This window comes from Nannocystis punicea, from assembly GCF_026965555.1.
Lineage (GTDB): Bacteria > Myxococcota_A > Polyangia > Nannocystales > Nannocystaceae > Nannocystis > Nannocystis punicea.
The window spans coordinates 14,885-37,519 of the sequence record NZ_CP114040.1; the positions used below are offsets into that span (position 1 = coordinate 14,885).

The following is a 22,635-nucleotide window of genomic DNA, read 5'->3' on the forward strand; positions in this document are numbered from 1 at the left end:
TGCTCGGCAAGTCCGGTTGGGTACCCAAGCCCGGTTGGGCCCTGGGGCTTTGGCATTACCGATTGGATGCGGGACCGCGGAGGAGCGCGAGGAGGGGTTCGGCCTCGTCGTCTGTGAGCGTGTACTTCGGCAGGGTGCGATAGAGGCGCTCGAGCTCGCCGGTGCAGGTCGGAGCGGGGTCGGTCGCGGGGTCGACGTCGGTCTCGCGGAGTGAGCCCTCGGCGAGCGCGAGGCCGAGCCGGCCCTGACAGGAGCAGGGATTTCCGGGGTCGAAGTGCTCGCAGTGGGGCCCGAGCCTGTGCTCGAGCGGCTGGCGGGCCCGGGCGCGCAGCGTGGCGAGGTTGCCCGCGTGCGTGCGGAGGATCCGGGAGACTGTCTCATCGGACAGGCCCATGACGTGTCGCAAGACGAACGCGCAGCGCGGGGTCTCGGCGATTGAGTGCAGGACAGCGGTGAAACAGACGCGACGCATGGCGCCCGCGAGGGCGGCTGTTCGGGCCGGGTCATCCGCGAGATCAGGGGGCAGGTTCCGGGTTTCCTCGCCGCTCCACACCGCGGGGAGCGTCTCGGTGACCGGACGCGCGCGTGTCCCCCGGCGGGCGATGATGTCGCGCACAAGTCGGAGCAGCTCTTCGGAGCGGACCGACTCGGCGCCGATCGGGACGCTGTCCACCGCGAATCGCACGACTTCGAGCGCATCGGAGCGACTACCGAGGACGTAGGCGGCGAGGGTGAACGCCTGGTCGAGATCGGACCGGAGATCAGTGGAGCTCATGGGACTCCTCCCCGGTGTGAAGGAAGCGGGCCGCAGCGTCGGGGTCGATGATCTGCGCGTGACCGTCGGCGATGATCACACCGGCGTCGGCGAGCTTCTCGATGGCCTCGTACATGGCGATCCGCGAGCTGCCGACGTAATCCGCGAGCTCGGCCATCGACAGCGCCGGAGCGATCTGCAGCCGGCCACGGCGATGCGGATGGCGAGTGGCGAGCTCGAGCAACGCGCTGGCGGTGCGCTCGACGAGCGGGGCGCGGAGACGAAGGACGAGCCGGGACTCGGCGCTGCGAAGCCTCGCGCCGACGAGGTCGAACAGCCGGGCACGGATCCGGGCGTCGGCGACGACGAGCATGGCGAGCGCGGATCGGGGGAACGCGAGGAGCTTGCAGGGCATCGCTGCCTCGGCGAAGGTCTCCCGGGGCATGTCCGAGAGGACACATTCCTCGCCGAAGCACTGCCGGGCGCCGTGGTACCCGACCGTGATGGCGCCGCGCGCCGTGGGCTGGTAGCGGCGGACCCGGCCGCCGATGACCGCATAGGCGCTGTCGGAGGCGTCGCCGGGAGCGTAGATGGTGGAGCCCCGCGGGAACTCCATGCAGGCGGACACGGCAGCGAGCTGGCGGAGGCGGCGAGCCTCGAGGCCCTCGAACAGCGGTTGTTTCCGCAGGTACCAGAGAATCGGGTCAATCACGGGGCCTCCGTGGCGTCGATGGCCTGCGCCACGTCCTGACCAATGGCGCGCGCCCGACGCGTGGCGCAGGGAGCTGTCCAGCGAGCGTGCATGGGGGTAACAGTGCGGTTTCGAGCGTGTCCATGAGGCATCCTTGATGGCTCAAAATAGGAACCATTAAGGACCAGAAAAATCCCCCGTCAAGGACTTTCTTTGCTTGTTACCCGGCTCCCCGGGCGGTATCTTGCGCGCGGGATGTTCGAGGACAGCTGGAAGCCGAAGCCGGTCCCGAAGGACTACGTCCTCGTCGAGGAGCTCTCCGAGGTCGCGGGCGTCGACCGCAAGTCCCTGCTCGAGTGGGGCCGCGCCGGCCTCCTGCCGAAGCCGCAGAGCAGCCGCGGCCGCGGGATCGTCTCAAAGTGGCCGAGGATCGCGCTCGAGCTGGCCAAGGTCGTCCGCAAGTACCGCGAGCAGGGCTTCGGCCTGCTGGAGATCCGGCCCTACCTTATCAAGGCATTCGGCGAGCGGATCCTTGAGGTACTGCCCGAACCGACGATCCCGACACGCAAGCGGGGGCGAAAGCCCCCTGCGCCCTCCGGTTCATCGGTCCCGCGACAGGATAATCCAACTCGCTGACTCCATTGCCACCGGGCCGGCAAGTCGTAACGCGACAGGGCGCGGGAGCAAGAGCAGGGCCGATGCGGCCCCTCGGAGGATTGTTCGTCTCAAGGCACACCTCTTCGGTGGCGCTCCTGCGAGCGCATGTGTCAGCACAGTGTTCGACGGCGATCGCCGTTGTCGGGCGCCAGCAGCCGCGGCATGGAGCCGGAGGTCTACGCCTCTTGAAGGCCGGCATTCGGCCGCCGCACGCGTGGCACGACGAGCGCAACGCCTCGCGTCATGCGGACTGCGGCCGGCGCCTCGCCGTGCTCGCCGGCCGTCCTGGCCGAACGGTCGGCGCGTGCCGTGAGGACCCGGTCCGCCCACGAGGCGCGCCGCGAGGTCGGCCTCGTCGTGGAAGCTGCGGCCATTGAGGTAGCTCCGCTCGAATTCCCAGAATCCCCTCTCGACGCGCGGCTTGTCGTTGGGGTGCTGGAGCCGGCAGAGGGGTGGCGTGAATTCGTGGTAGGTGGCGAAGTCGACGAAGCGCAGGTTCCAGATCGACTGGCCGCCCTCGCGGCCGACGACGACAGCCTTCTGGCTGTCGTACTTGCACGCGGCCGCGACGCCGCCGAAGCGCTGAAACGCCTGCACGTGCCCCTCCATCAGGGCGTGCACGTCCTCGCCGGCGTGGATCGAGTAGGCCTTGCGCCGCGAGTACACGAGCACGTACTCAAAGACGTGGACCTTGCGCCGGCCGGTGCGGAAGTCGATCGTGTACGGCGACCAGTCGCTCTCGGCCATCTCGCCGGGGCCGTATTCGGGGGTCGGCAGGCTGATCACGGGCGGCCTGGGGCGCTCACGCTGGACCCGCTCGCGCACCATCGTGTAACCGCTGGCGTAGCCCTTCGCGCGCAGCTCCTCGAAGACGCGCTGGCCGGTGATGTCGGGGAATTGGCGCAGGAGCTCGGCGATCAGCTTCGACGCGCGCGGCGGCGGGAGCGACGGCAACGCGCTGGCCCCCTCGTGGCGCCGGCGCTCGTGGCCGGCGACCAGGCGACGCACGGTGTTGCGGCTGATGCCCAGCGCCCGCGCGATCGCTCGCGCGCTGGTGCCGTCGCGGTGGAGCAGGAGGACCTGCGCGGCGACGGCGTCGGCGACGACGACCTGGGTGCGGTTCGGTCGCTTCATGCCGCCTGCCTCTTGGGCAATGTCTTGGAGAGCGTGTTCAAAAGGCCAGTCAGCGCCGGCACCAGCGCGCGCAGGTCGGTGAGCGCGTCGCCACCGCGGCAACTACCCCGGGGCGTTCCGACGCACCTCGAAGCGGATGCGAGCGAAGCTCAAATCGAACCCGGACGACCTGGGAATGCATGAACCGGCTGGCGAACCGATGGATCCCTCCAGCGCGAATCCTTCACCCCTATCCCTGAGACCGCTTCGACGATCGAACCCGAGGCAGGAGCCGAGTGCGGTAGTTCTGCTCGCTCGGATCTGTGCGGGGGGCGGCCCGAGCTGAAGGGCGAAGGGCCGTCCCTACCGCGATCCGTCTACTCGCGCTGGCCCAAGGTAGCGATCGACCACGCATACTTCATCGTCGAGCAGCGCGCGCTCGGATACGCGCTCGACGAGAACCGTCCGATGGTCCACGCCCGCTGGGGCTCGACCGACAAGGTCCCGTTCGAGGAGGCACGCACCTACGGCCCCTCGACGGCTTCGCCGGGTTGCAGACCTGGGACACAGCACTCCGGCTCTGTTCACCATCACTCTCTCGGCGCGACTCGTCCATCCTCATATGCAGACCAGCACTGTCCTCCGCGGACAAATGCAATGAGTCGCTGCTTCAGTTCCTCGGTTCCAAGCTCGCACTGCCAGACTGTCAGCACACGGAATCCTCGACTACGCAACTCCTGCTCGACAAGGGCGTCTCGTTTGCGGTTCCCCAGGATCTTCCTCTGCCAGAACGACTGGTTCCTCTTCGGCAGGCTGCCACGCTTGCACTCATGACCGTGCCAAAAACAACCGTGAACAAATATGCACCATCGCTTGCTAAGATTTGTAATGTCCGGCCGTCCGGGGAGCCTTGTGGGCTGGACCCGAAATCGAAAACCTAAGCTGTGCAGCATCCGTCGGACGGCAATTTCCGGTTCCGTACCGCGTACCCGGACCTTCCGCATCACTGCCGAGACCCTGGCTGACGGCTGAAGCGTCTCGTCGCGGAGTTCTCTCACAGAACAATGCTAGCATACCTTCCAACACAGACCAGCCGAGCCCAACGTCCCGGGCGGCCAGAAGCGAGCGCAAAATCACAAGTCGTCCCGAAGCCCCGCCCAATGGCTCGCCACAAGCATGGCATCATACCTGCGCCTCAGCAGCGCGACACGCTCTCCCCCTCGCCTCGGATCAGAACACGGGCAGCAATATGGCAGCGTCCGCCTCGTTTCCACCAGCTCTCCGCGGCGCTCTCGCCGCACTTCAAGGTGTCGGTCCACGACCCCTTTACCCCCTCATGAACGCACTACTCGGACGACCGACATCAGACTCCGAGTTCTGTCAATACATCCGAGACTCCGAGCCGGGAGACGACACCCTGCGCCAGTTTGGGCTACTTCTCGCGCAGTGGGATGCCGAGCGGCAGCCCAACTGGTCGGATCAGGTTCCTCCGGGCAGAACCACCGCGCGCCGAACCTTGATCTACGATCAGCTTCAGCTCGGGTCCGAGACCCGTAAACTCCTCGACTCGGTAAATCCAATCATTCACGAACGCGCCACAGTGATCTCCGGCGCCTGGGAACCCTGGTATACGGCGGATCGCCGCGCGACAGGCAATTTCTATTGGAATCACTACTCCTCCTATCTTCGCCGAAAGGGTTGGGATAATGCAGCATTAGCCGCACTCGACGAGGCCACGACCGAGATCGTAACACGGATCTCCGATCCCACACGAAGAGATGCCTATCAGTCCAAGGGCCTCGTCGTCGGCTACGTGCAAAGCGGCAAAACCGCCAATTTCACGGGCGTTATAGCGAAGGCGATCGACGCAGGATACCGGCTCATCATCGTGATGACGGGAACCATTGAACTTCTCCGTTCCCAAACTCAGCGGCGCCTGGACATGGAATTGGTTGGGAAGGAGAACATCACGCGAGGTGTCTCTTCCGTCGACGACGAAGTCGATTACGCCGCTGATCCTGACTGGGAACGCCTGTTTATCGAGCACGGCGAGGACTTTTGGCGCCGGGGCCACCCGGCGATCGAGCGACTGACGCTGCACCACGACGATTACAAGCGCCTGCGTCAGGGACTCTCTCGAGTCCGCCTCCATCTGCGCGATCCGAGCAAGCCTTTCCATCACCCTAGCAACCTCTTCCCCCACGACGCGATGCTGGCGGTCGTCAAGAAGAACAGAGCGGTACTCAAAAAGCTCGAGCAAGACCTCCAGCCGTTGCGCCAAACCTTGGGCCAGATTCCGGCCTTGCTGATCGATGATGAGTCGGACCTCGCCTCTGTTAATACCAAGCGGCCGAAGAGTGCACCGACACGTACCGCCATCAACAAGGTTATTTCCGACATTCTCGGAATCCTCCCGCGCGGCCAATATGTAGGCTACACCGCGACACCGTTTGCCAACGTGTTCATAAATCCCGACGATGCTCAAGATTTGTTCCCCAAGAACTTCTTGATCTCCTTGCCGAAACCGCCGGAATACATGGGTGTATCGGACTTTCACGACCTCACGGCCTCCCCCGACGAAGACAATCCTCAACCCTACCACGGATGGAATCAGTGGGCCCACGTGCGAGACCTTACGGCCGATCCGAGCGAGCTCCCGAAGCGCAAAGCCGAGCTTCAAGCGGCGATTGACGCATTTGTACTCGCAGGCGCGATCAAGATCTATCGCGAGACTCAAGGGCACGTCTCATACAAGCATCACACGATGCTTGTGCATGAATCGACCAAGACAGACGAACATCGAGATCAGAGCGCGCTGGTCCGTGAAGTATGGAATGACTGCAAATATGACAAGCCCGCGGGAGTGCAGCGCCTTCGTGCACTCTGGGAGAAAGACTTTCGGAACGTGTGCTTCGCTCGCGCCGAAGAAAATTCGGCAATTCCGCCATCCTTCGAAGCAATGGCTCCTCATGTCGCCACGACCGTCCGCCGAATTTGCGCAGCGGACGACCCTCTGCTGATCGTCAATTCGGATGCAGACATCCAAAAGCAACAGCAGCGCCTCGACTTCGACAACGCATCCATCTGGCGAATCCTGATCGGAGGAACCAAGCTGAGTCGTGGTTTCACTGTTGAGGGCCTAACCGTATCTTTCTTTCGGCGCACCGCGAAACACGCCGACACCTTGATGCAAGCGGGACGCTGGTTTGGTTTTCGACGCGGCTATCGCGATCTCGTGCGCCTTTACATTATGCGTGCTCCCGTCGATTTGTACAAAGCTTTTGAGAACCTGATGCTCGACGAAGAGAGCTTCCGTGCCGAGCTTCGCCAGTATGAGGGATTTGACGATGATGGCCGTCCACTGATCGAGCCGTGGCAGATCCCACCACTGGTCACTCAACACCTTCCGTGGATCAAGCCAACCGCCCACAACAAGATGTTCAACGCAAGGCTGGTTACCCGAGGCGAAGGAGGGAAAATCCGCGATTTCTACAATCACCCCGACACGGACAAAGGCATCGACAAGGCGAAGAATTTCACACACCAGCTGCCGCTCCTCCAGGCGGCTCGGACAAGCGAAGAGTTCCGCTACCGCTCTCCCACCGGCGTCCAGTCATTCTCGGCGCGAATTGGACTTGTCGGTGCGCGCGATCTGCTACGAATCTTGGACTCGATGATCTGGCACGAAAGTTTCCAGCAGAAATTCGCACCCGACCTCAAGTTCTTCCGGGACATCACAACCTCGGGTCGTGTTACGGACTGGGCGGTGATCTGGCCCCAGGCGTCTCGACCTCTTGCCGAAATTTCGCTTGAGAACGTTCCCGGCCGGGCACAAGTGATCATGCGAAGCCGGCGCGAGTCCCCCCGCATCGGCTTTGTGGGAAGCGACGCCAAGCATCGTCCGCTTGCGGAACGAATCGCTGGCGTCGCTGTCGACTTTGACGACCCGTCGGCGTCCAAGTACTGCGGGGTACGCACTCGGGGAGCGGTCCTCGTCTATCTCACTTCGGATCCCGCAGCCGGCCGGGCCAAGGGTGAGCTAATCTCTTCGGCACCGGAAGACTTGGTAATCCTCATGTCGCTGGCGGCTCCCCTTCAAGCCACCGGCTCACGGCCTAGGCTAACCCAGTGGGTCGCTCATCGCAGCGATCTCGCCGGCGAACCCGTCATTCCTACCGCTGCAAACAAGTAACTCATGCCCCGAGCGCGCTCGCTTACCGCAATCGACCTTTTCTGTGGCGCGGGGGGGCTGTCTCTCGCGTTCCATCTCGCAGGGTTTCGCATCGCTCTCGCGGTCGAGAAAGACCCAGACGCTGCCGCCTCCTACAAGCGTTCGTTCGTTTCTCGTTATTCTCCCTCCACGAAGCTCTATGCAGAAGATATCTGTCACTCCTCCGTGACGGAAGCCCTGGAGTCTTTCGGTCCCGGGCAGATCGATGTCGTGATCGGAGGGCCTCCGTGCCAGGACTTCTCACCGGCACGTCTCAAGGCTCGGCGCCAGGGACGCCGGACGAGCCTTGTTCAGCAATACTTCAAGATCATCGGGATCCTCAAGCCGCGCGTCTTCGTGTTCGAGAACGTACCGAACCTCCAGATTGCAGCTCGCGGCAAATACTGGAGATCCATTAAGGCCGCGGCGCTCCGCCATGGCTATCGGATGACGGCCCATGAGTTATGCGCCGAGGATTACGGCGTTCCACAGCACCGTCGTCGCCTGTTCGTCGTCGGAGTACCGAAGGACGCCGAGCCGGTCGGCATGCCGCGGAGGCGCTCGGGGACGCCGCCCTCCGTGATGGAGACCATCGGCCACCTACCCGCGCTGGCCGCCGGGGAGGGTTGCCCCTCCGACCCCATGCATCGCGCGCGCAGTCACCGACCCCATATCGTCGAGTACCTGCGGACCATTCCCGAAGGCGGAGCCTGGCGCGACGGTACGAGGGTGCTCTCGTGCCACGAGGGGCACTCCGGACATTACGACGTGTATGGGAGGATTGTCGGCAAATGTCTGGCGCCAACCATTACGGGAGGCTGCACCAACCCCTCCAAGGGCCGCTTCATCCATCCCATGCAGCACCGGGGCTTGACGGTGCGTGAAGCCGCGCTGCTTCAAACTTTCCCCGCTGACTGGGAATTCTGTGGGGGTATCGAGTCCCAGTCCCTTCAGGTCGGGAACGCGGTACCCGTGAGGCTCGGACAGGCACTCGCCAAGCGTTTGTTTCGGCAACTATCAGCCTCCCGCCGGCAGCTCACGCACTCGCTAGAGCGCACGCGCGAGCAGAGCTTCGCGCCAACAACCCCTCCTGCGAGCGAGGATCCTGGAAGCTACGCACAATAGGCGATTCGAATGGCTAAGGAAGCTCTCCCGAACGAACCCCTCAACCCTTCTCACCGCTCCGCTGCGGGTCGCCTTCCGGTCGGTGCACCCGCAAACGTCTGGCTCGAAATTACCCTGAGTGAGAACAAACGGGGAGGACCCGGTTGGGGATTGGGTGAATGTCTCTGGAGTCCATCGCGGGATGCCGGCGGCGCCGAACGGTATAGGACGATGAAAGAGGCACAGGCCGGGGATCTCGTATTACACTCAGTGGACAGGGAGCTCGCAGGGTTTTCTTTCGTGGATATTCCGTGTCAGGAACGTCATGATGAGCCTCCTCAAGCGGGAAAATGGGCTAACCAAGCAGCATACTACTGGATAGGTTTGAAAGGCTATACTCCATTTTCTCGCTCGATTCCCCTCAGAGAATTTTTAGACACGAACCAGGCGTCAATCAGCGAAGACATGAGCAGTACTGCCTTCCGGTACTATCCATTTGTAAAAATGGGCGATAACAAACTCCACCTTCGCCAAGGAGGCTATCTCTCACACTGCTCGCCGCGGATCTACGATCTCATTCGTGACGCCGTCACAGGTGAAGCAGAGCACCCCGCCATTGACGCGTGCGAGAGCATTGCCGCCAGGTCTGGTTCGTCGGACCGGGATGACGCGGAGAGTCCCCGAAAGGATGAGTCGCCCGATCCCCATCGCACATCGCCTCTGCTTCGACCCCGCCATCCTGTTGAGATCACTCAAGCCGAGTTCGTCGCCATGGCACGCCAACTTGCGGAGGAATTCTGCCTCAGCGTTCCTGCTGATGTACTTCCCGCCGTTCATCTCGCTGCGATCACGCGCCCCGTAGTTCTTCTAGCCGGCCCGCCTGGGCTTGGTAAGACCACGTTGGCCAGCTTTTATGCCGGTCTGTTAGGGTGTGACGCAGATGACGAGACGCTCCTATGGTTAGCTATCCAGGCTCATTGGATTAGTGATGAGGCCATGCTCGACGCCCATAGTGGTCTGCTCCCGCGTCTATGCGCTCGCGGTAATGCATGCCCCGATCTTTTGCAGGTTGCGCTATTCGACGAGTTCAATCTTACTCGACCCGAGTATTATCTTTCCCGCTACTTCAGCGCACTTGACTCCAAGATCCCGCTTGATCGTCATCGGAATGAGCCTCTTAGACTTCCAGTCGATGCCCTCGGACGATCACGTTTGCTGACATTTGCAACACTGAATATCGACGAAAGCTCGCGTCCTCCGTCCGACAAGATCATCGACCGTGCTTTTCTCATCGAACCTGCTGAACTGCTTCGCACGAGGCAAGTGCGTTACCCCCTACTACTACCCCCTACTCACCGTATCTCGTCTCAAACGTGGTCGCGATGGAGCGACATTCCGAGTAGCCTTGAGGTCCCGGAAGAACTCGGGGGCGTCCTTAATATCTTCGACAACTATGCACTAACCAACCCCTCGATCATTCACGAGAGCCTAAGCCCTTCGCGTCGTGCAATTATCGACATTTGCGCGTACATGTATCACCATCATCAAATTGGAGAGGATCACCTCGGCGGCATGACACGCGCGCATGCGCTTGATCGAGCTATCGCCGGTCGAATCCTACCTCGTCTGCGCGGTGAAGTGGTCCAACTCCGTCGCCTCCTGGATCCACTCGCGGAAATGTTTGAAAGACAATGCTGGCCACGTAGCCTTCGACACATTAAGGCAATGCAGAATCGTGTGGAGTTTGGCTTTGTCTCGTTCTGGGGATAGCCAGGTATACATAGAAGAGAATGTTCAGGCGCTCCCCTATGCCGGCCAAGACCTCGAGCTTACCGACGGCGAGCCCTACGTGTTCTTCGCCGTTTCAAGCACGAGTTCGGTGCGCATTTGTAGCTCCAGCAGCCACGGGACAGTCCGCCGCGCCCCGCAGTTAGAACAGGACAGGCTCGCATCGCTAGCTTCTCACCTCTCTTGGTGGAGCTGGTCACCGTGGGGGGATCCTAATGAGTTTGCGCGGGATCGGCGCATTGGCTTGTTCATTCTCCGACTCGAAGACCCGATTCACATCACGATTCGGGCATTCATGCATTCGGGTCGGCTCCTCTCCGCGGCTCAAGGGATGCAAATCCTCCACACGATTAGCCAACAGTTTCCCGGTGCGATTTGGAGCGAACTCGGCCCCACCGCAGATGGCCTGGCTAGACCCCGCGCCCGCATTGACCCCAGAATGCGCTCGCCACGTCACCAAGCCGCCAGTCTTCTGAAGGACATGGAACTTGAGCTTCGTGCGGCGAGCGCGGCAGTAGCAATGCCGAGATGGGAAGTTGCTCCTTGCCGCCATCCGAGCCGCCAACCCGTCCCTGGCCAGGCCAATAGAGGTCGGGACTATGACATCCCTGAGAATCGCGTCGTCGTCGCTTGGGCCCGGATGCGTCAGAGCCAAATTCAGGCTCTTCTTCGGCAGCTCGAAGCTGGGATGGAGCGCCTCGTCGCCGCTTTTGGTGAGGACATGCGTCTCATGAGGGAACGGGGCGCCGCGAGTGGGAGAGACAGAGAGCCCGAGTCCGACCTCCTTGACGACGCCGCACGCCTACCGGTCCTCCGAGGTCTACTTCTCGCGCAGCGTCCCGCGATCGACCGTGTCCTTCGAAGTCTAATAACTCGCGATGTTGGTGGGAGCTGGGCGATGACCCCGGCGATCCGCCGCAACCCTGGCCTGGCGCTCCTTGCGCGCGCTCAGGCTCGTCCGTTTCTCGACGAGTCTTGCTCTGAACTTCGGGAGCTCGGCCTCGCGCTCCTGCCCCTTCGCACGACGTCGCGCCTCTACGAGTTATGGGCCGCACTGGCGCTTGCTAAGGTTCTCCGAGAGCTCGGCTTTCGCCAGGACGTCCCCACCCGGATCAATGATCACGACGTTCACGAAAGCCTGTTCGAGCTGCCGCACCGTATCGAGTGGGCCTTCTCTCGTGAGAACACTCGGTTGTACTGGAGTTTCGCGCCCGCCGTGACGACACTGGACGGCTCTCTTCATCCAAACCACGATAGGCTTCTATTGACTAAACAGCAGAGAGCGCTCTATCATGCTCAAGCTCGACAGGTGGCCGGCACTTATGTAACCTGCTTGAAGACCAATAGTCCGGACTATATTCTTCGAGTAGAACGAGAAGGACGTACAGCCTTTGCGGTTGGTGACGCAGTTTTTGGAGATCCAAATCATCCCTCCGGTATAACAAAGAAACTTGGTAAGGTTGCAAGCGAGTATGCCAACAATATCTTCTACGTTGACGATGGGAAAATTCCTTGGGCTTGCAGCCTAGGCTGTTCTTTTGTACTAGTGCCATGTGTAGTCGAGGATCTCGGTGTGCATAAGATAGCAACAGAGCGCCAGGTAATCCTGCTCCCATTTGCTCCAGAACTCGACGGATGCCCAAGCGATGCCGCAGTTCAATGCGTCGGGCAGATTGTAAACACCTTGGCTTGGCTTTGCGAGCAACCGAACGTTCGTGCCGATGGAACTTAGGTTCCGCATCCAGACCTGCCGCGGGCCATAGGTGTCCTTAGGACACGACTCTTGGTAACGCTCGTCTACTTGAAAAACAGGTTCTCGAAATCGATCCCAATCCGCGAGCCATGATGCCCGCTCGCCTGAAGAAGCCTTGCCGCGTACTGCTTGCGTAGCTGCCCCACAACCATCATCTCGATACCCTTTAGCTCGACCTTCCCCTGATCCGCGCTGACCCTGAACACGCGAAAACGCCTGTTCTTAACGATAGCCAGGTCCGCCGCGTACATTTGCTCGACTGAGAGATCTTCTGCGAGAACCTCGATCGCACGAAGCGGCGCCACCCCGTCTTCTTCCAAACCCACGTCGTGCAGGAAAATGTGCTTGAGCTTCGTAGCGTTGGTAAGACACTTGTCGAGTCCAGCGTCAGGCACGGCGATCCCTCGCAGCACCATTACGGCGCGGATCGAGCCGCTCTCCAACTCCTTGACCCAGCGCGGCGGCTTGTCTTCTGGTGAAGCCTTCTTTGCCGGCTCTCGCGAAACCTTCCCCGCCTCTGCTACCTTCTGAGCGTTCGGCCGCACAACCATGTCGCATGCGGGTGTCGCGCAGATCCAGTAGACATCTCTACTCCCTCCGACCTCGCGGAAGACCGTACCTGTCGTCACGTGGTCGCGCGCAAATTTCTCGCTGCAAAGGAACGCGTTTAGCGCCAGGCAGACGTCGCGGTCGCTAATGCTACTTGGGGCTCGCGCAGCCCTGCGGGCCGCCGCAAATTTTGATTCTTCCTTTCCCGACCCTGACGGTAGAGCGAGCGACTGCGAGAACGTTGCGACATCGTCCAGGACTCGATCTGCACTCTCAAAGAGCACCTGCTCCACCAGTTCGCGTGTGCCCCGGCTCGACGACCGGTGCAGCCACCCCGCATGCAAGGCTGGGTTCTCCGAAAGGAACTTAACGTCCATCTTGAAGCCCCCTTCCGCGATACGATGACGGGTATACGCCATGGTGGTCACAAGTGGGGGCGGATCCCAGTCTTCGATAGCACGCTCGAGCTTGGCGATAACGGCACCGCCCTGGGCCTCAGGCTTGCCCACAATAGCTACGAAAACGTTGCCACAGTGGACCCAATGGGGATCTGATTCGGTCCTGGAACAAGAGATCTCTCGTACGGAACCGGTCGGTGCGCCCAACTCTTCGGCCAGGTATCTCTCGATGAGCCCGTCAATCACATCTTTACGGATGGCCTCGTCGACCTTTCCCTTCAGTCTGCCACCGATCTCTTCTTTATAGGCAGGGTCGAGCGCCAGGAATTGCCAGATGTTGGCCTGGGAAAATGCGTCACCCGATTCGAGGTCATCGAGCGTCTCCGTGACTTTCTCGTCGAACGCATCGCGAGCGCCCCGGAGAGTTGCCGCGACTCGCAGCTTTACGTCCATGAGACGCGGCTCGTTCGTGTACACGACGACAAGATTGGAGCCTGGCGAATCTGCGAGCTGCTTCAGAATGTTGAGCGACTGGGTCGGGTCATCCGTGCCATCCAGGTGGTAGTCCAGGACAATCAGATCGCAGCGCTCGATTCTCGCAAGTGCATCCGAATTAAACGGACCCTTCTCGATATCGCAGGCCCAGCGACGCTGATGACACGCTTTCCACAGTTCGGCCCCCACAGACAGCTCCGCGGAGCCTGGCGGTTTCGTCGGCGGTTCCAAGAGTTGCGCCATCTCAGCGACATTCAGGAACTGCTCGTCTACGAGCATGACGGTACGAATGGGATCGATGTACGCTTTCTTTTGCTGTGGGTTCATCGTTCATCCGGTCCTGATACCGCTGAGGCGGATCACAAAGTTGGCACCGCCGAGTACGCGATGGCGAGCCTCTTCGGCGTACGCGATCGAATGCCCACCCATCTCAAGATTCATGCGGCACAAGTACAGGCCGACACCACGGCCCTCGGTTTTGCGGGAGAAGAACAACTGAAACAGACGGGGAACATCGTCGGGATCGACACCCGGTCCGCTATCCGCGACGATGATCGCGTCCGCCACCATGGTCAGGCGGATCTCACGCGCGGCTCCGGGCTTGTTCTGTGCGATCCAGTACAGCGAATTGTTCACTAGATTGAGGAACACGGGCTGGAGCCGTGATCGGTACTCGCTGATCCGGACCTTCTGAAACTCCTCGGTCGCGCTCAGGCTCACCTTCCGAGCCTCCAGTGTGCCGGCGAAGAAGGTCTGTACGTACTCGTAGAGCTGCGCACCGGTGATCTCTTCACGCAAACGTCTGCCGGCGAGTTGCATCGGCGCTAGAAACCGGAGTTGATCGACCAGCTTCCGCTGGGTCGTCATGGCGCTCTTGAACGGCTCGGTCGCCTGCACCGCTTTCGGCAGACGTCCCAGGTGGCGGCGAAGCTCCGCATCCAATTCGTTCAGCTCGTGACCGATGATCTCGACCACGATCCCCAGTTGGGCAAGCGAATAGACTTGCTCGACTCTTTGCTCGAGTTCGACGCGCTGCTCGTTATTGTAGCGCAGAGCCTCGTCAACGTCGATATCTTCGGCGAGTTGCTCAAGCGTACGGATATAGGAGGTCCACCGCGGCTCGAGCTCCGTCAGTCTGGCGTCTTTGAGCAACTCCAGGCGGGTGAGCACGGTGGAAAGTTTCAGCAAGCCGTCGCGCAGGCTCGCAAGCACCGGCGTCGCTTCTTCGGCGTAGCGCGCAATATCGCCTCTCGCCTGCTCCTGGCGTCGTGCGAGCTCATTACGCAATAGTTCTTGGGCTTGTCGTAGCCATTCGGCGACCTTACTCTCGATGTGTTGCCTATTGCGTTCGAGCGAGGCCTTGGCCTGGTTCTCCGCGGAGCGGGGTCCGAACGTCTCCAAAGCCTGGTTCCAGCGCTGTTGTAGATCGTCGATCGAGGCGCACAGGTCGGAATACTGATCGCGAAATTTGCGGTAATCGGCTTCGAGCTTGCCTGTCAGCTGCGCGGCTTTCGGTGGTAGGCGCAGGTCTCCCTTTGCGTCCACGAGCTCCTCGATTTCACGGCCGAGGGCGGGATCAATCTTCTTCTGCTTGAGGGCCCGTTCGAGACGCCCGAGCACATCGACTAGCGACGCCTGAGCCTTAGCGAGTTCGGGAAACTTCTTCCTGAGCGCGGTTCGAAATTCCGCGTGACGCTTCGTTTTCGCCTTTTCGTCCGACTCCTTACCCTTCTCGTTTCTCGCCTCAATCTCCGGAAGGTAGCGCTTACGGTTGTCGGAGTCGGTCCCAAAGTAATACCTGGCAGTATGGCGCAGGAGCTCGATGATAAGTCGCTGAAGTTCCCGCCGGGCTTGGTTGTCGATCAGGCCCTCTCGACCGGCCTTGTCGCGCAGGTTCGGGTTGTCCCGGTAGGACAGCGCCACCCGGCCGAACGAACGACGGTGTGACCAAAATTCGCGACCGGCATGCAGTGAGCGCCGTTTCTCCAGTTCGAAAAGATCTGAGTTGGGGCGACCATAGGGCATGATTCGGAGATTGTCCCGGTAGAGCGCGATCCCGCTGTATTTCTCTGCCGAGGACTCAAGTTGAGGAAATTTGGCGCGCGGATGCGTGGACGATATCGGATCCTGCTCGAAGGTACCAATCAGGAAATTGAAAGGTCCAACATATCCGCTGCCTTTCCGCGGTACCGGAGCGGAGGGTGGGTACAGGATTGGCTCAGCGTTTCGACCGAAAAACCGGATCGTGCCGGAAAAGACGCCATTCTCGTCGAACCGTCCTTCCACAAAGTGTTCGAGCTGATGAAAATCATCCAGGCCAAAGTCGTGCTCGTCGCCGACGATCTCTTGCTCGGCATTACCTCGGTGTACGACCGCCCGGTAGTGAATCAGATCGCCCTCCGGGTCCGCAAAGATGTCTGTAAATCGGCTCAGCGTGCGCTCCATGAGCAGCTTGGCCTCGCTTGCCTCAAAAGTCGCCTCGTCATCGCTGCCCTTCGGCTCAGCCCAGACGGTAAGCTCGCGATGAGGGTCGAGGATGAACAGTGCCGTGCCGTGCTTGCTCTCCTCGCGCCATACTCCCCACACCTCCAGGTGACGGGCTTCGATCCACGAGGCTATCAGCGTCTCCGCGATCCGCTCGGACGGCAACGGAAGTCCCTTCTCGTGAAATTGGCGATCGTACCGCTCCCAGGCCGCATTCACTCGGTGATTCCGCGCAGTCTCGCCGCCGCGGGCCGAGACGTTGTCGATCAAAGCGTCCATCATCGCGGCGAAGCGTTTCTTGACTGCGGCTTCATTGAACGTGACGAGCTCCTCGACCGGGATGAATACATCCTCGAGCGTGAGATAGGGATTTTCAAACAGACGCCAGTCGACTAGTGCAGCGGTCACCGTGGTGTGAGTGCGTTTGGTAAGCACCAGCGTCAGCGGTCCGAGAGCGGCCACCGAGAGGCGACCGATCCCCTTCTGGCCCTGGCGAACGCGCTCCGGGAGGCCGTTCCGGTCGGCCACAGGGACCTCGGTCTCCGCGAGTTTGGCCTCAGTGCCGAGGACGAGCCAGCGTTCGACAAATTCGTCCCGGCTCATCCCGTGCCCATTGTCGACGATCGCAGCCACAGGCCGCGAATTTTTGCCGCGGGGGTCGAAGATATGGAGCTCGACCCGCCTTGCATACGCATCGTATGCATTCTTCCAGAGTTCGCTGACGGCAGTAGGTGCGTCCGCGATCTGCTCTCGTCCGAGGTGATCGACGGTTCGAGCTCGCGTGCGAAACGGCACCAGGGAGATCAACCGAGACCCCGCGGCGGCAGATGGACGAGCGGCACCCCACGGAGCGTCGCAAGCTGCGCGTTCGCCGTCAAGCGGAACAAGGGCCGTCTGCGCATTGTGCGCAGGCCGCTCCCGGCGGAAGCGGCCGCGAGGCGCCGGGTCGATGACGAGGTGGTCGGCGTCTCCGGCAACCTGGGCGAGCACGGCGGTCATGCGCGCTGGCGTCTGGGTCCGTCGGGAGGGGATGTCGGCCGCCGTAGGGGCGCCCAGGATTGCCGTCGCCTGGCCAGCGGGTCGCCGCCGAGCACGCTTCATGCGCGCTCGGGTCAGACGTGCCAGGGCCACACGAGCGTCACGACCGCGAGAGGATGTGGACCTCGGACTCGCGAAGGCCGCGTTCGGGACGGCGCGGAGGGTTGATGTAGACCGCGGCGGGAGGCCGGCGTGGTGTGGGTTTTCCGCGGACGAAGCGCTCGGGAGGGGCCTCGTAGGCGGCGTGGAGGCGCTGTCCTGACGGACAGGATGGCCTCGGTGCGGCCGTAATGCACGCCGGAGTGGCGGTGGTGATGGTTGTAGCCGTCGACGAAGCGGACGCAGAAGGCGTGGGCGTCGTCGTAGGAAGCGAAGCGGTCGGGGTAGTCGTGGGTGTACTTGAGGGTCTTGAAGTGGGCCTCCGAGTAGGGGTTGTCGTCGCTGACGTGGGGCCGGCTGAGCGAGCGGCGGGCGTCCAGGGCTTCGTAGAGGTCGGCGAGCTCGCGACGTGGGGACGGCGCCGCAATCGGCATGGAGGGTCAATTGGTCAGGTCGGATGCCCTGCTTGTCGCAGGCGGCGCGGATCAGGCGCGTGGCGATGTCCGCGGTCTCGCGGCGCGCCAGGGCCCAGCCGACGACGCAGCGGCTGTAGATGTCGAGCAGGACGTACAGGTAGTAGCATTGGCCCTTCGTCGCTGCTCGCAGCCGGGTCACGTCCCACGACCACACCTGATTCGGCGCGGTCGCCAGGAGTTCGGGGCGCCTGTACTCGGGGTGCCGCCGCTGCCGCCGGCGCTCGCCCTCGGCGGCGAGCAGGCGATACATCGTCCGCGCGCTGCACAGCCAGCGCTGCTCGTCGAGCAGCGTCGGCACGATTACCTCGGGCGCCTTGTCGACGAAGCGTTCGCTGTGCAGCAGGTCCAGCACCTCCCGGCGTTCTGCCACGCTCAGCGCCCGCGGCGGCTGCCGACCTCGCTAGCGCGGGGCGGCGACGGCGGTACACGGTCGCGCGCGCGACGCCCAGCGCCTCGCACGCGCGGGCTAGACCTGTCTTCGCGGACAGATCGTCCGCTTGCGCGATCAAGGCTTCTCGGACGGCTCGATCGTCGCGAGCGGGATCCCCGAGCAATTCGAGCTCGACGGCGCGGTGTTCTCGGGCCTCGTCCAGCGCGCGCCCTTCCTGTACGCCGACCTCGACGGCGCCGCCTCAGCGGCGCCACGCTCGATCGCTGCGACTTCGCCTTCACAGTCAACGCCGACACCGCGACCTGGCCGACGGCGAGCGCGATCACCAGGACGGTGTGGACCGGCTTGGGCTCGTGCTCGATACTGATCCGTGTCCCTCGGGCAGGTCCGTATGCCAGTGGGCAGCGAGGGCGAACGGCTTGGCCGAAACTAGAGCGTCTCCTCGACGTCTCCACGACGCAGGTCGAAGCCCGCGAGTCCTGGGGACTGGCGGGCTCTCGAAGTACGAGCGAATTCGTGAGAATCTACGCGGGCTTCGGCGAAATTGCGAGCGTGATCAATGGGTTGAGAAAGTCCGCGTTCGACTGCTTCGAGCAGTGAGATAAAGGCGAATTCGATCCCAGCTTCCGAGCACTTGCGAGTGCTCGGAAGCGCGTCTCCCCGACGTCTCCAAGGAATGGATCGCGCTGGAGCTGCCGCGGCGACGATCGACGTAGTCGCTCCCGGTCTGAAGAGCGGAGGCCGCCGTCGAGACCGAGCAGGACGGCGACGACGTTCGCGTCGCTGTTCGGCGGCTCGACCACGATCGCCGAGGCGACGACGCTGGAGCAGGCCGACTTCACCAATGCATATCTGGAGGGCATCAGCTTCGCCGGCGCACCTCTCCGCGGCTCGAAGTTCGACAATGCGTGTCTCATCGAGTGAGGTTCACACGCCGTCGAGCGAGTTGTTGCAGGCCTGACAATCGTCGGATTCGTCACCGCCGCCGCATCGGCGCGTCGGGCATCACGAGCGCAATGGTCGTTGTCGGGGGTCTGTAGAGTCGCGGAGCGAGGTCGGGGAGAGGAACCTGCCGCGCGCTGCGACTATTCCCGCGAAATCGCGGACGTCCGCGGGGCGAAGCCGCCCGGCCCTCGCGCGATAGCAGGGCCGCGCCTGGCGTGCACGTGCGGCGATTCGTGAGGTTCGGGCGCCGGTCGCATGAATGCGGGCGGCGACCCTCGCGGTTATACCCCGTCGACTCGATCACGATCGGGGAGCGATGACATCATGATGAACACGAAGAGGCTTGCGTGTGTAGGTCCGTGGCTGGTCGCGAGCGCGCTGGTGGCCGGCTGCGATTCGACGGTCGACATCACGGTGAACGTCAACGGCCTGGCGGGCGGCTGCGGCGACGGGATCCTCGGGCCCGGCGAGCAATGCGACGACGGCGAGGCCAACGGGCCCGACGCGGCGTGTCGCAGCAACTGTGCGGTCAACACCTGCGGCGACGGCGATCCCGGGCCTGACGAGGAGTGCGACGACGGGCCCGACAACGCCGCCGGCGCGGCGTGCAAGGTCGACTGTACGTCGCAGGTGTGCGGCGACGGCGACCTCGGCGCGGGCGAGGAGTGCGACGAGGGCGACGACAACGGCGAGGCCGCGGCGTGCACCCCCGAGTGCACCCTGCAGGTGTGCGGCGACGGCTTCGTCGGCGCGATGGAGGGCTGCGACGACGGCGATGACGACGACGCCGACGAGTGCAGCAACGACTGCGTCGCGGCCAGCTGCGGCGACGGGGAGGTGCAGGTCGGCGAGGCGTGCGACGACGGCAACGCGATCGACACCGACGCGTGCACGTCGAGCTGTACCGTGGCCGCCTGCGGCGACGGCTTCGTCCAGGCCGGCGAGGCGTGCGACGAGGGGGCGGCCAACAGCGACCACGGCGACTGTACGCTGGCCTGCGCGGTCGCCACGTGCGGGGACGGGCTCGTCCACGACGCGGGCGACAACGGCTGGGAGACCTGCGACGACGGGCCGCTCAACGGCCCTGACCAGGCCTGCCTCCAGCACTGCATGCTGAACGTGTGCGGCGACGGCTATCAGGCCTACTTCGAGGAGTGCGACGACGGCGACGCGGAGGGCGGTGACGGCTGCAGCGCCACTTGCACCGCCGAGTGGTGCGGCAACGAGGTCGTCGACGTCGGCGAGGAGTGCGACGACGGCCTCACCGAGGGCGCCGACGACGGCTGCAACCAAAACTGCGCGTTCCCGAGCTGCGGCGACGGCTTCGTCCAGCCGAGCCTCGGCGAGGAGTGTGACCAGGGCTGGTGGGCCAATGACAACAGCGGTTATTGCACGCTCGCCTGCAAGGAGTTCTTCTGCGGCGACGGCTTCGTCCGCCCGGGGTTCGAGCAGTGCGACCTCGGCCCCGACAACGGCCCCGGCCAGCCGTGCGACCTCGAGTGCAACGGGGCGGTCTGCGGCGACGGCGTGGTCGCGCCCGGCGAGGACTGCGACGACGGCGACACCGAGCAGAACGGCCTCTGCAACGCCGACTGCACCTGGCCCCACCGGGTGTTCGTCACCAGCACGACCTACAACGGCAACCTCGGCGGCCTCGCCGGCGCGCAGGCGAAGTGTCAGGCCCGCGCCGACGCGGCCGACCTCGGCGGCACCTGGGACGCGTGGATCGGCACCGCCTCGAGCGTGCCCGCCGATCGGTTCCCGCTGGTGCTCCAGAGCTACGTCCGCCTCGACGGCGTCGAGGTCGCCCCGTCGACGTGGGCCCTCTTGACCAGCAACCTGACCGCCACGATCCATGTCAACGAATACGGCCAGTCGATCGCGGTGGGCAATACCTGGACCGGCCTCAACGCCGACGGCAGCCTCCATTCCTCGACGTGCCAGAACTGGACCAGCACCTCGGGGTACGGCCGGTCCGGCCGCGTGGATTACACGAACGGCGGCTGGACCAGCCAGACGAGCGAGGCGTGCTCCTTCGGGCTGAGGCTCTATTGCTTCGAGCCGTGAGCTCGGCGCACACATCCGCGCTCGAGGGGCCGGCCTGCGCCGAGGCAACCGGAACGGCGCAGGCCGGCCCCTCGCGCTCACGCCAGGGTCAAGGCCCAGCGCTGGCCGGCGCTGCCGTTCCAGCTGCGCTGGACCAGCACCGCGCCGTCGGTCGACTGGCCCTGATCCGTGTCGAGCACCTTGCCGCTGAGCTTGTTCTGCAGGCGCACGGTGCCGTCGTCGTTGGCGACGAGCTGCCACAGCTGGTTGCCGCCGCCGTGCCACTGCCACTGGATGAGCGGAGTGCCGTCGGTCGCCCCGGCTCCGGACACGTCGAGGCACAGGCCGCTGTGCTTCGCCACGAGCCTGTAGCAGCCCTCGCCCTGGTAGAGCAGCTCCCACTTCTGGTTGGCGCCGTTCCCGTACGGCCACTGAATGATCGCGGTGCCCGGCGCGGTCGCCCCACCGTTGACGTCGAGCGACTTGCCGTGCTTGTTGATGAGCTTGTAGACGCCGTCGGCCGGCAGGCTCGGCAGCCCGGGCTTCTCCGGGAAGAACTCGGACTCGACGTTGTAGAACGACACCTGGTTGTACATGCCGTTCGTGACGACCTCCTGCTTCGTCCCGTCGCCGTACGTGACGTCGTAGACCGCGCGGAACGGCACGTCGATCTGCGAGTGCTGCATGATCACGTTGGCCTTGACCGCCGAGTTCGCCGGCACCTTGACGGGCGAGGTCAACGTGACCGACTCGCTGGTCTCCTCCGTCCGGCCGAAGGTGATCGTCGTCGTCACCTTGGCGCCGAGAGTCAGCGTGGTCTTGAGCCCGACCGGCGCCGAGACCTCGACCTGATAGCCGACGCTCAGCTCCAACCCCGCGGACGCGCTGTACGTCTCGGTCTTCGTCTTCGACGTCGCGTACTGGAAGGTCTGCTCCTGCTCCTGCGTGGTGTTGTTCACCAGGCGCGTGCGATAAAAGACGCTCGGCGGCATCTGGACCACCTTGCCCTGGTCCAGCAGGAATTCGATGCGCTTCAGCGCGATCTCCCGGTTCGCCGAGGCGAACCGCCACAGCTCGTTCTCGGAGCCGCCGTCCCAGTGCCACGAGATGCAGCGGGAGCCGCTGGCGTACGGGCCGTCGCCGAAGATGTTGATCTTCTGCTCCCAGTCCTGCAGCGACGCCAGGGCGTTGTACTGCCCCTGCACGGTGTCGTCCTGCCAGGCGGCGAGATCGTCGCTGAGGATCCTGGTCGCCGGCACCAGCTGCAACGAGGCGCCGTTGTCCGCCGATGCTCGCGCCAGGCAGGTGCCGGTCGACTTGTTCACCAGCCCGAACACCGTCGTGTTGTTGGCCTGACGCAGCCGCTTCTCCCACATCTGTCGCTCGTCTTGATACGAGTGCGTCGCCACCACGATGTCGCCGTTCCCGGTCGGCGAGGCGCTGAGCGCCAGGGCGACGTTGCCGGGACCACGAGCCTTCGAAAGGATGTAGAAATACTCCACGATTTCAGGCATGTTCACTCCTTCTGGATCGATCGAACCACTCGCGGAGCCCCGCGCGCGACCACTTCAAGTCGCTACCGTCAATGCCGCGAGTCTCGCGACCGGCGAGACCCATGCGCTCATTGTCCGGCCCGCGCGCTTG

At 63.2% G+C, this 22,635-nt stretch carries 15 protein-coding genes and 1 pseudogene; 7 read left to right on the forward strand and 9 right to left on the reverse strand.

From position 1 onward, the window contains the following. Positions 1 to 55: 55 nt before the first annotated feature. Together O0S08_RS00050 and O0S08_RS00055 are read right to left on the reverse strand one after the other, a co-directional pair. Positions 56 to 775: a hypothetical protein gene (locus O0S08_RS00050; protein ID WP_269036863.1), complete on the reverse strand. Its 720-nt coding sequence runs from the start codon at positions 773 to 775 to the stop codon at positions 56 to 58. Then, a complete protein-coding gene (locus tag O0S08_RS00055; RefSeq protein ID WP_269036864.1) occupies positions 762 to 1,466 on the reverse strand; it encodes a Crp/Fnr family transcriptional regulator in 705 nt (234 codons plus the stop codon). The genes O0S08_RS00050 and O0S08_RS00055 overlap by 14 nt, the downstream gene beginning before the upstream one ends. 234 nt (positions 1,467 to 1,700) lie before the next feature. Between O0S08_RS00055 and O0S08_RS00060 the strand changes: the two genes are divergently transcribed. Further along, complete coding sequence (locus O0S08_RS00060) at positions 1,701 to 2,081, forward strand: MerR family transcriptional regulator (RefSeq protein ID WP_269036865.1); 381 nt, start codon at positions 1,701 to 1,703, stop codon at positions 2,079 to 2,081. Here the strand turns inward: O0S08_RS00060 and istA are convergent. Further along, complete coding sequence (istA, locus tag O0S08_RS00065; RefSeq protein ID WP_269036866.1) at positions 2,046 to 3,338, reverse strand: IS21 family transposase; 1,293 nt, start codon at positions 3,336 to 3,338, stop codon at positions 2,046 to 2,048. The two genes, O0S08_RS00060 and istA, sit on opposite strands and share 36 nt — an antisense overlap. 467 nt (positions 3,339 to 3,805) lie before the next feature. After that, on the reverse strand, positions 3,806 to 4,273 hold the full coding sequence (locus O0S08_RS51180) for a very short patch repair endonuclease (RefSeq protein ID WP_371879525.1): 468 nt from the start codon (positions 4,271 to 4,273) through the stop codon (positions 3,806 to 3,808). Positions 4,274 to 4,551: 278 nt separating this feature from the next. On the opposite strand from O0S08_RS51180, the gene O0S08_RS00070 reads away from it, so the two are divergent. The 4 genes from O0S08_RS00070 to O0S08_RS00085 all read left to right on the forward strand — a co-directional run bounded on the left by O0S08_RS00070 (position 4,552) and on the right by O0S08_RS00085 (position 12,049). Then, a complete protein-coding gene (locus tag O0S08_RS00070; protein WP_269036867.1) occupies positions 4,552 to 7,407 on the forward strand; it encodes a Z1 domain-containing protein in 2,856 nt (951 codons plus the stop codon). Between the two features lie 3 nt (positions 7,408 to 7,410). Next, positions 7,411 to 8,550, forward strand: a complete 1,140-nt coding sequence (locus O0S08_RS00075; protein WP_269036868.1) for a DNA cytosine methyltransferase — start codon at positions 7,411 to 7,413, stop codon at positions 8,548 to 8,550. 210 nt (positions 8,551 to 8,760) lie between these two features. Further along, entirely contained in the window at positions 8,761 to 10,299 is a 1,539-nt protein-coding gene (locus O0S08_RS00080; protein ID WP_269036869.1) for a DUF8727 domain-containing protein, read from the forward strand. A gap of 916 nt (positions 10,300 to 11,215) precedes the next feature. Further along, positions 11,216 to 12,049 carry a hypothetical protein gene (locus O0S08_RS00085; protein ID WP_269036870.1) on the forward strand — a complete coding sequence of 278 codons (834 nt, stop codon included), beginning with the start codon at positions 11,216 to 11,218 and terminating at the stop codon, positions 12,047 to 12,049. A 65-nt stretch (positions 12,050 to 12,114) separates the two neighbouring features. Here O0S08_RS00085 and O0S08_RS00090 read toward each other — a convergent pair whose 3' ends face one another. The 4 genes and pseudogenes from O0S08_RS00090 to O0S08_RS00105 all read right to left on the reverse strand — a co-directional run. Continuing rightward, the gene (locus O0S08_RS00090; protein WP_269036871.1) at positions 12,115 to 13,839 is read right to left on the reverse strand and encodes a response regulator receiver domain; all 1,725 of its coding nucleotides are present in this window, start codon (positions 13,837 to 13,839) and stop codon (positions 12,115 to 12,117) included. A 3-nt stretch (positions 13,840 to 13,842) separates the two neighbouring features. Beyond that, positions 13,843 to 16,995, reverse strand: coding sequence for an ATP-binding protein (locus O0S08_RS00095; RefSeq protein ID WP_269041930.1), 3,153 nt, complete (start codon positions 16,993 to 16,995; stop codon positions 13,843 to 13,845). Between the two features lie 113 nt (positions 16,996 to 17,108). Further along, positions 17,109 to 17,567 carry an integrase core domain-containing protein gene (locus O0S08_RS00100; RefSeq protein WP_269041931.1) on the reverse strand — a complete coding sequence of 153 codons (459 nt, stop codon included), beginning with the start codon at positions 17,565 to 17,567 and terminating at the stop codon, positions 17,109 to 17,111. A 28-nt stretch (positions 17,568 to 17,595) separates the two neighbouring features. Next, positions 17,596 to 17,859, reverse strand: a pseudogene (locus tag O0S08_RS00105) (DDE-type integrase/transposase/recombinase); the annotation flags it as partial. 963 nt (positions 17,860 to 18,822) lie between these two features. Here O0S08_RS00105 and O0S08_RS51185 point away from each other — a divergent pair. Together O0S08_RS51185 and O0S08_RS00110 are read left to right on the forward strand one after the other, a co-directional pair. Beyond that, entirely contained in the window at positions 18,823 to 18,924 is a 102-nt protein-coding gene (locus O0S08_RS51185) for a pentapeptide repeat-containing protein (RefSeq protein WP_371879591.1), read from the forward strand. A gap of 345 nt (positions 18,925 to 19,269) precedes the next feature. Beyond that, the gene (locus O0S08_RS00110) at positions 19,270 to 21,012 is read left to right on the forward strand and encodes a DUF1554 domain-containing protein (RefSeq protein ID WP_269036872.1); all 1,743 of its coding nucleotides are present in this window, start codon (positions 19,270 to 19,272) and stop codon (positions 21,010 to 21,012) included. Positions 21,013 to 21,089: 77 nt separating this feature from the next. On the opposite strand, the gene O0S08_RS00115 is transcribed toward O0S08_RS00110, so the two are convergent. Continuing rightward, positions 21,090 to 22,505 (reverse strand): RICIN domain-containing protein, encoded by a 1,416-nt coding sequence (locus tag O0S08_RS00115; protein ID WP_269036873.1) that lies wholly within the window; start codon positions 22,503 to 22,505, stop codon positions 21,090 to 21,092. Positions 22,506 to 22,635 lie beyond the last annotated feature (130 nt).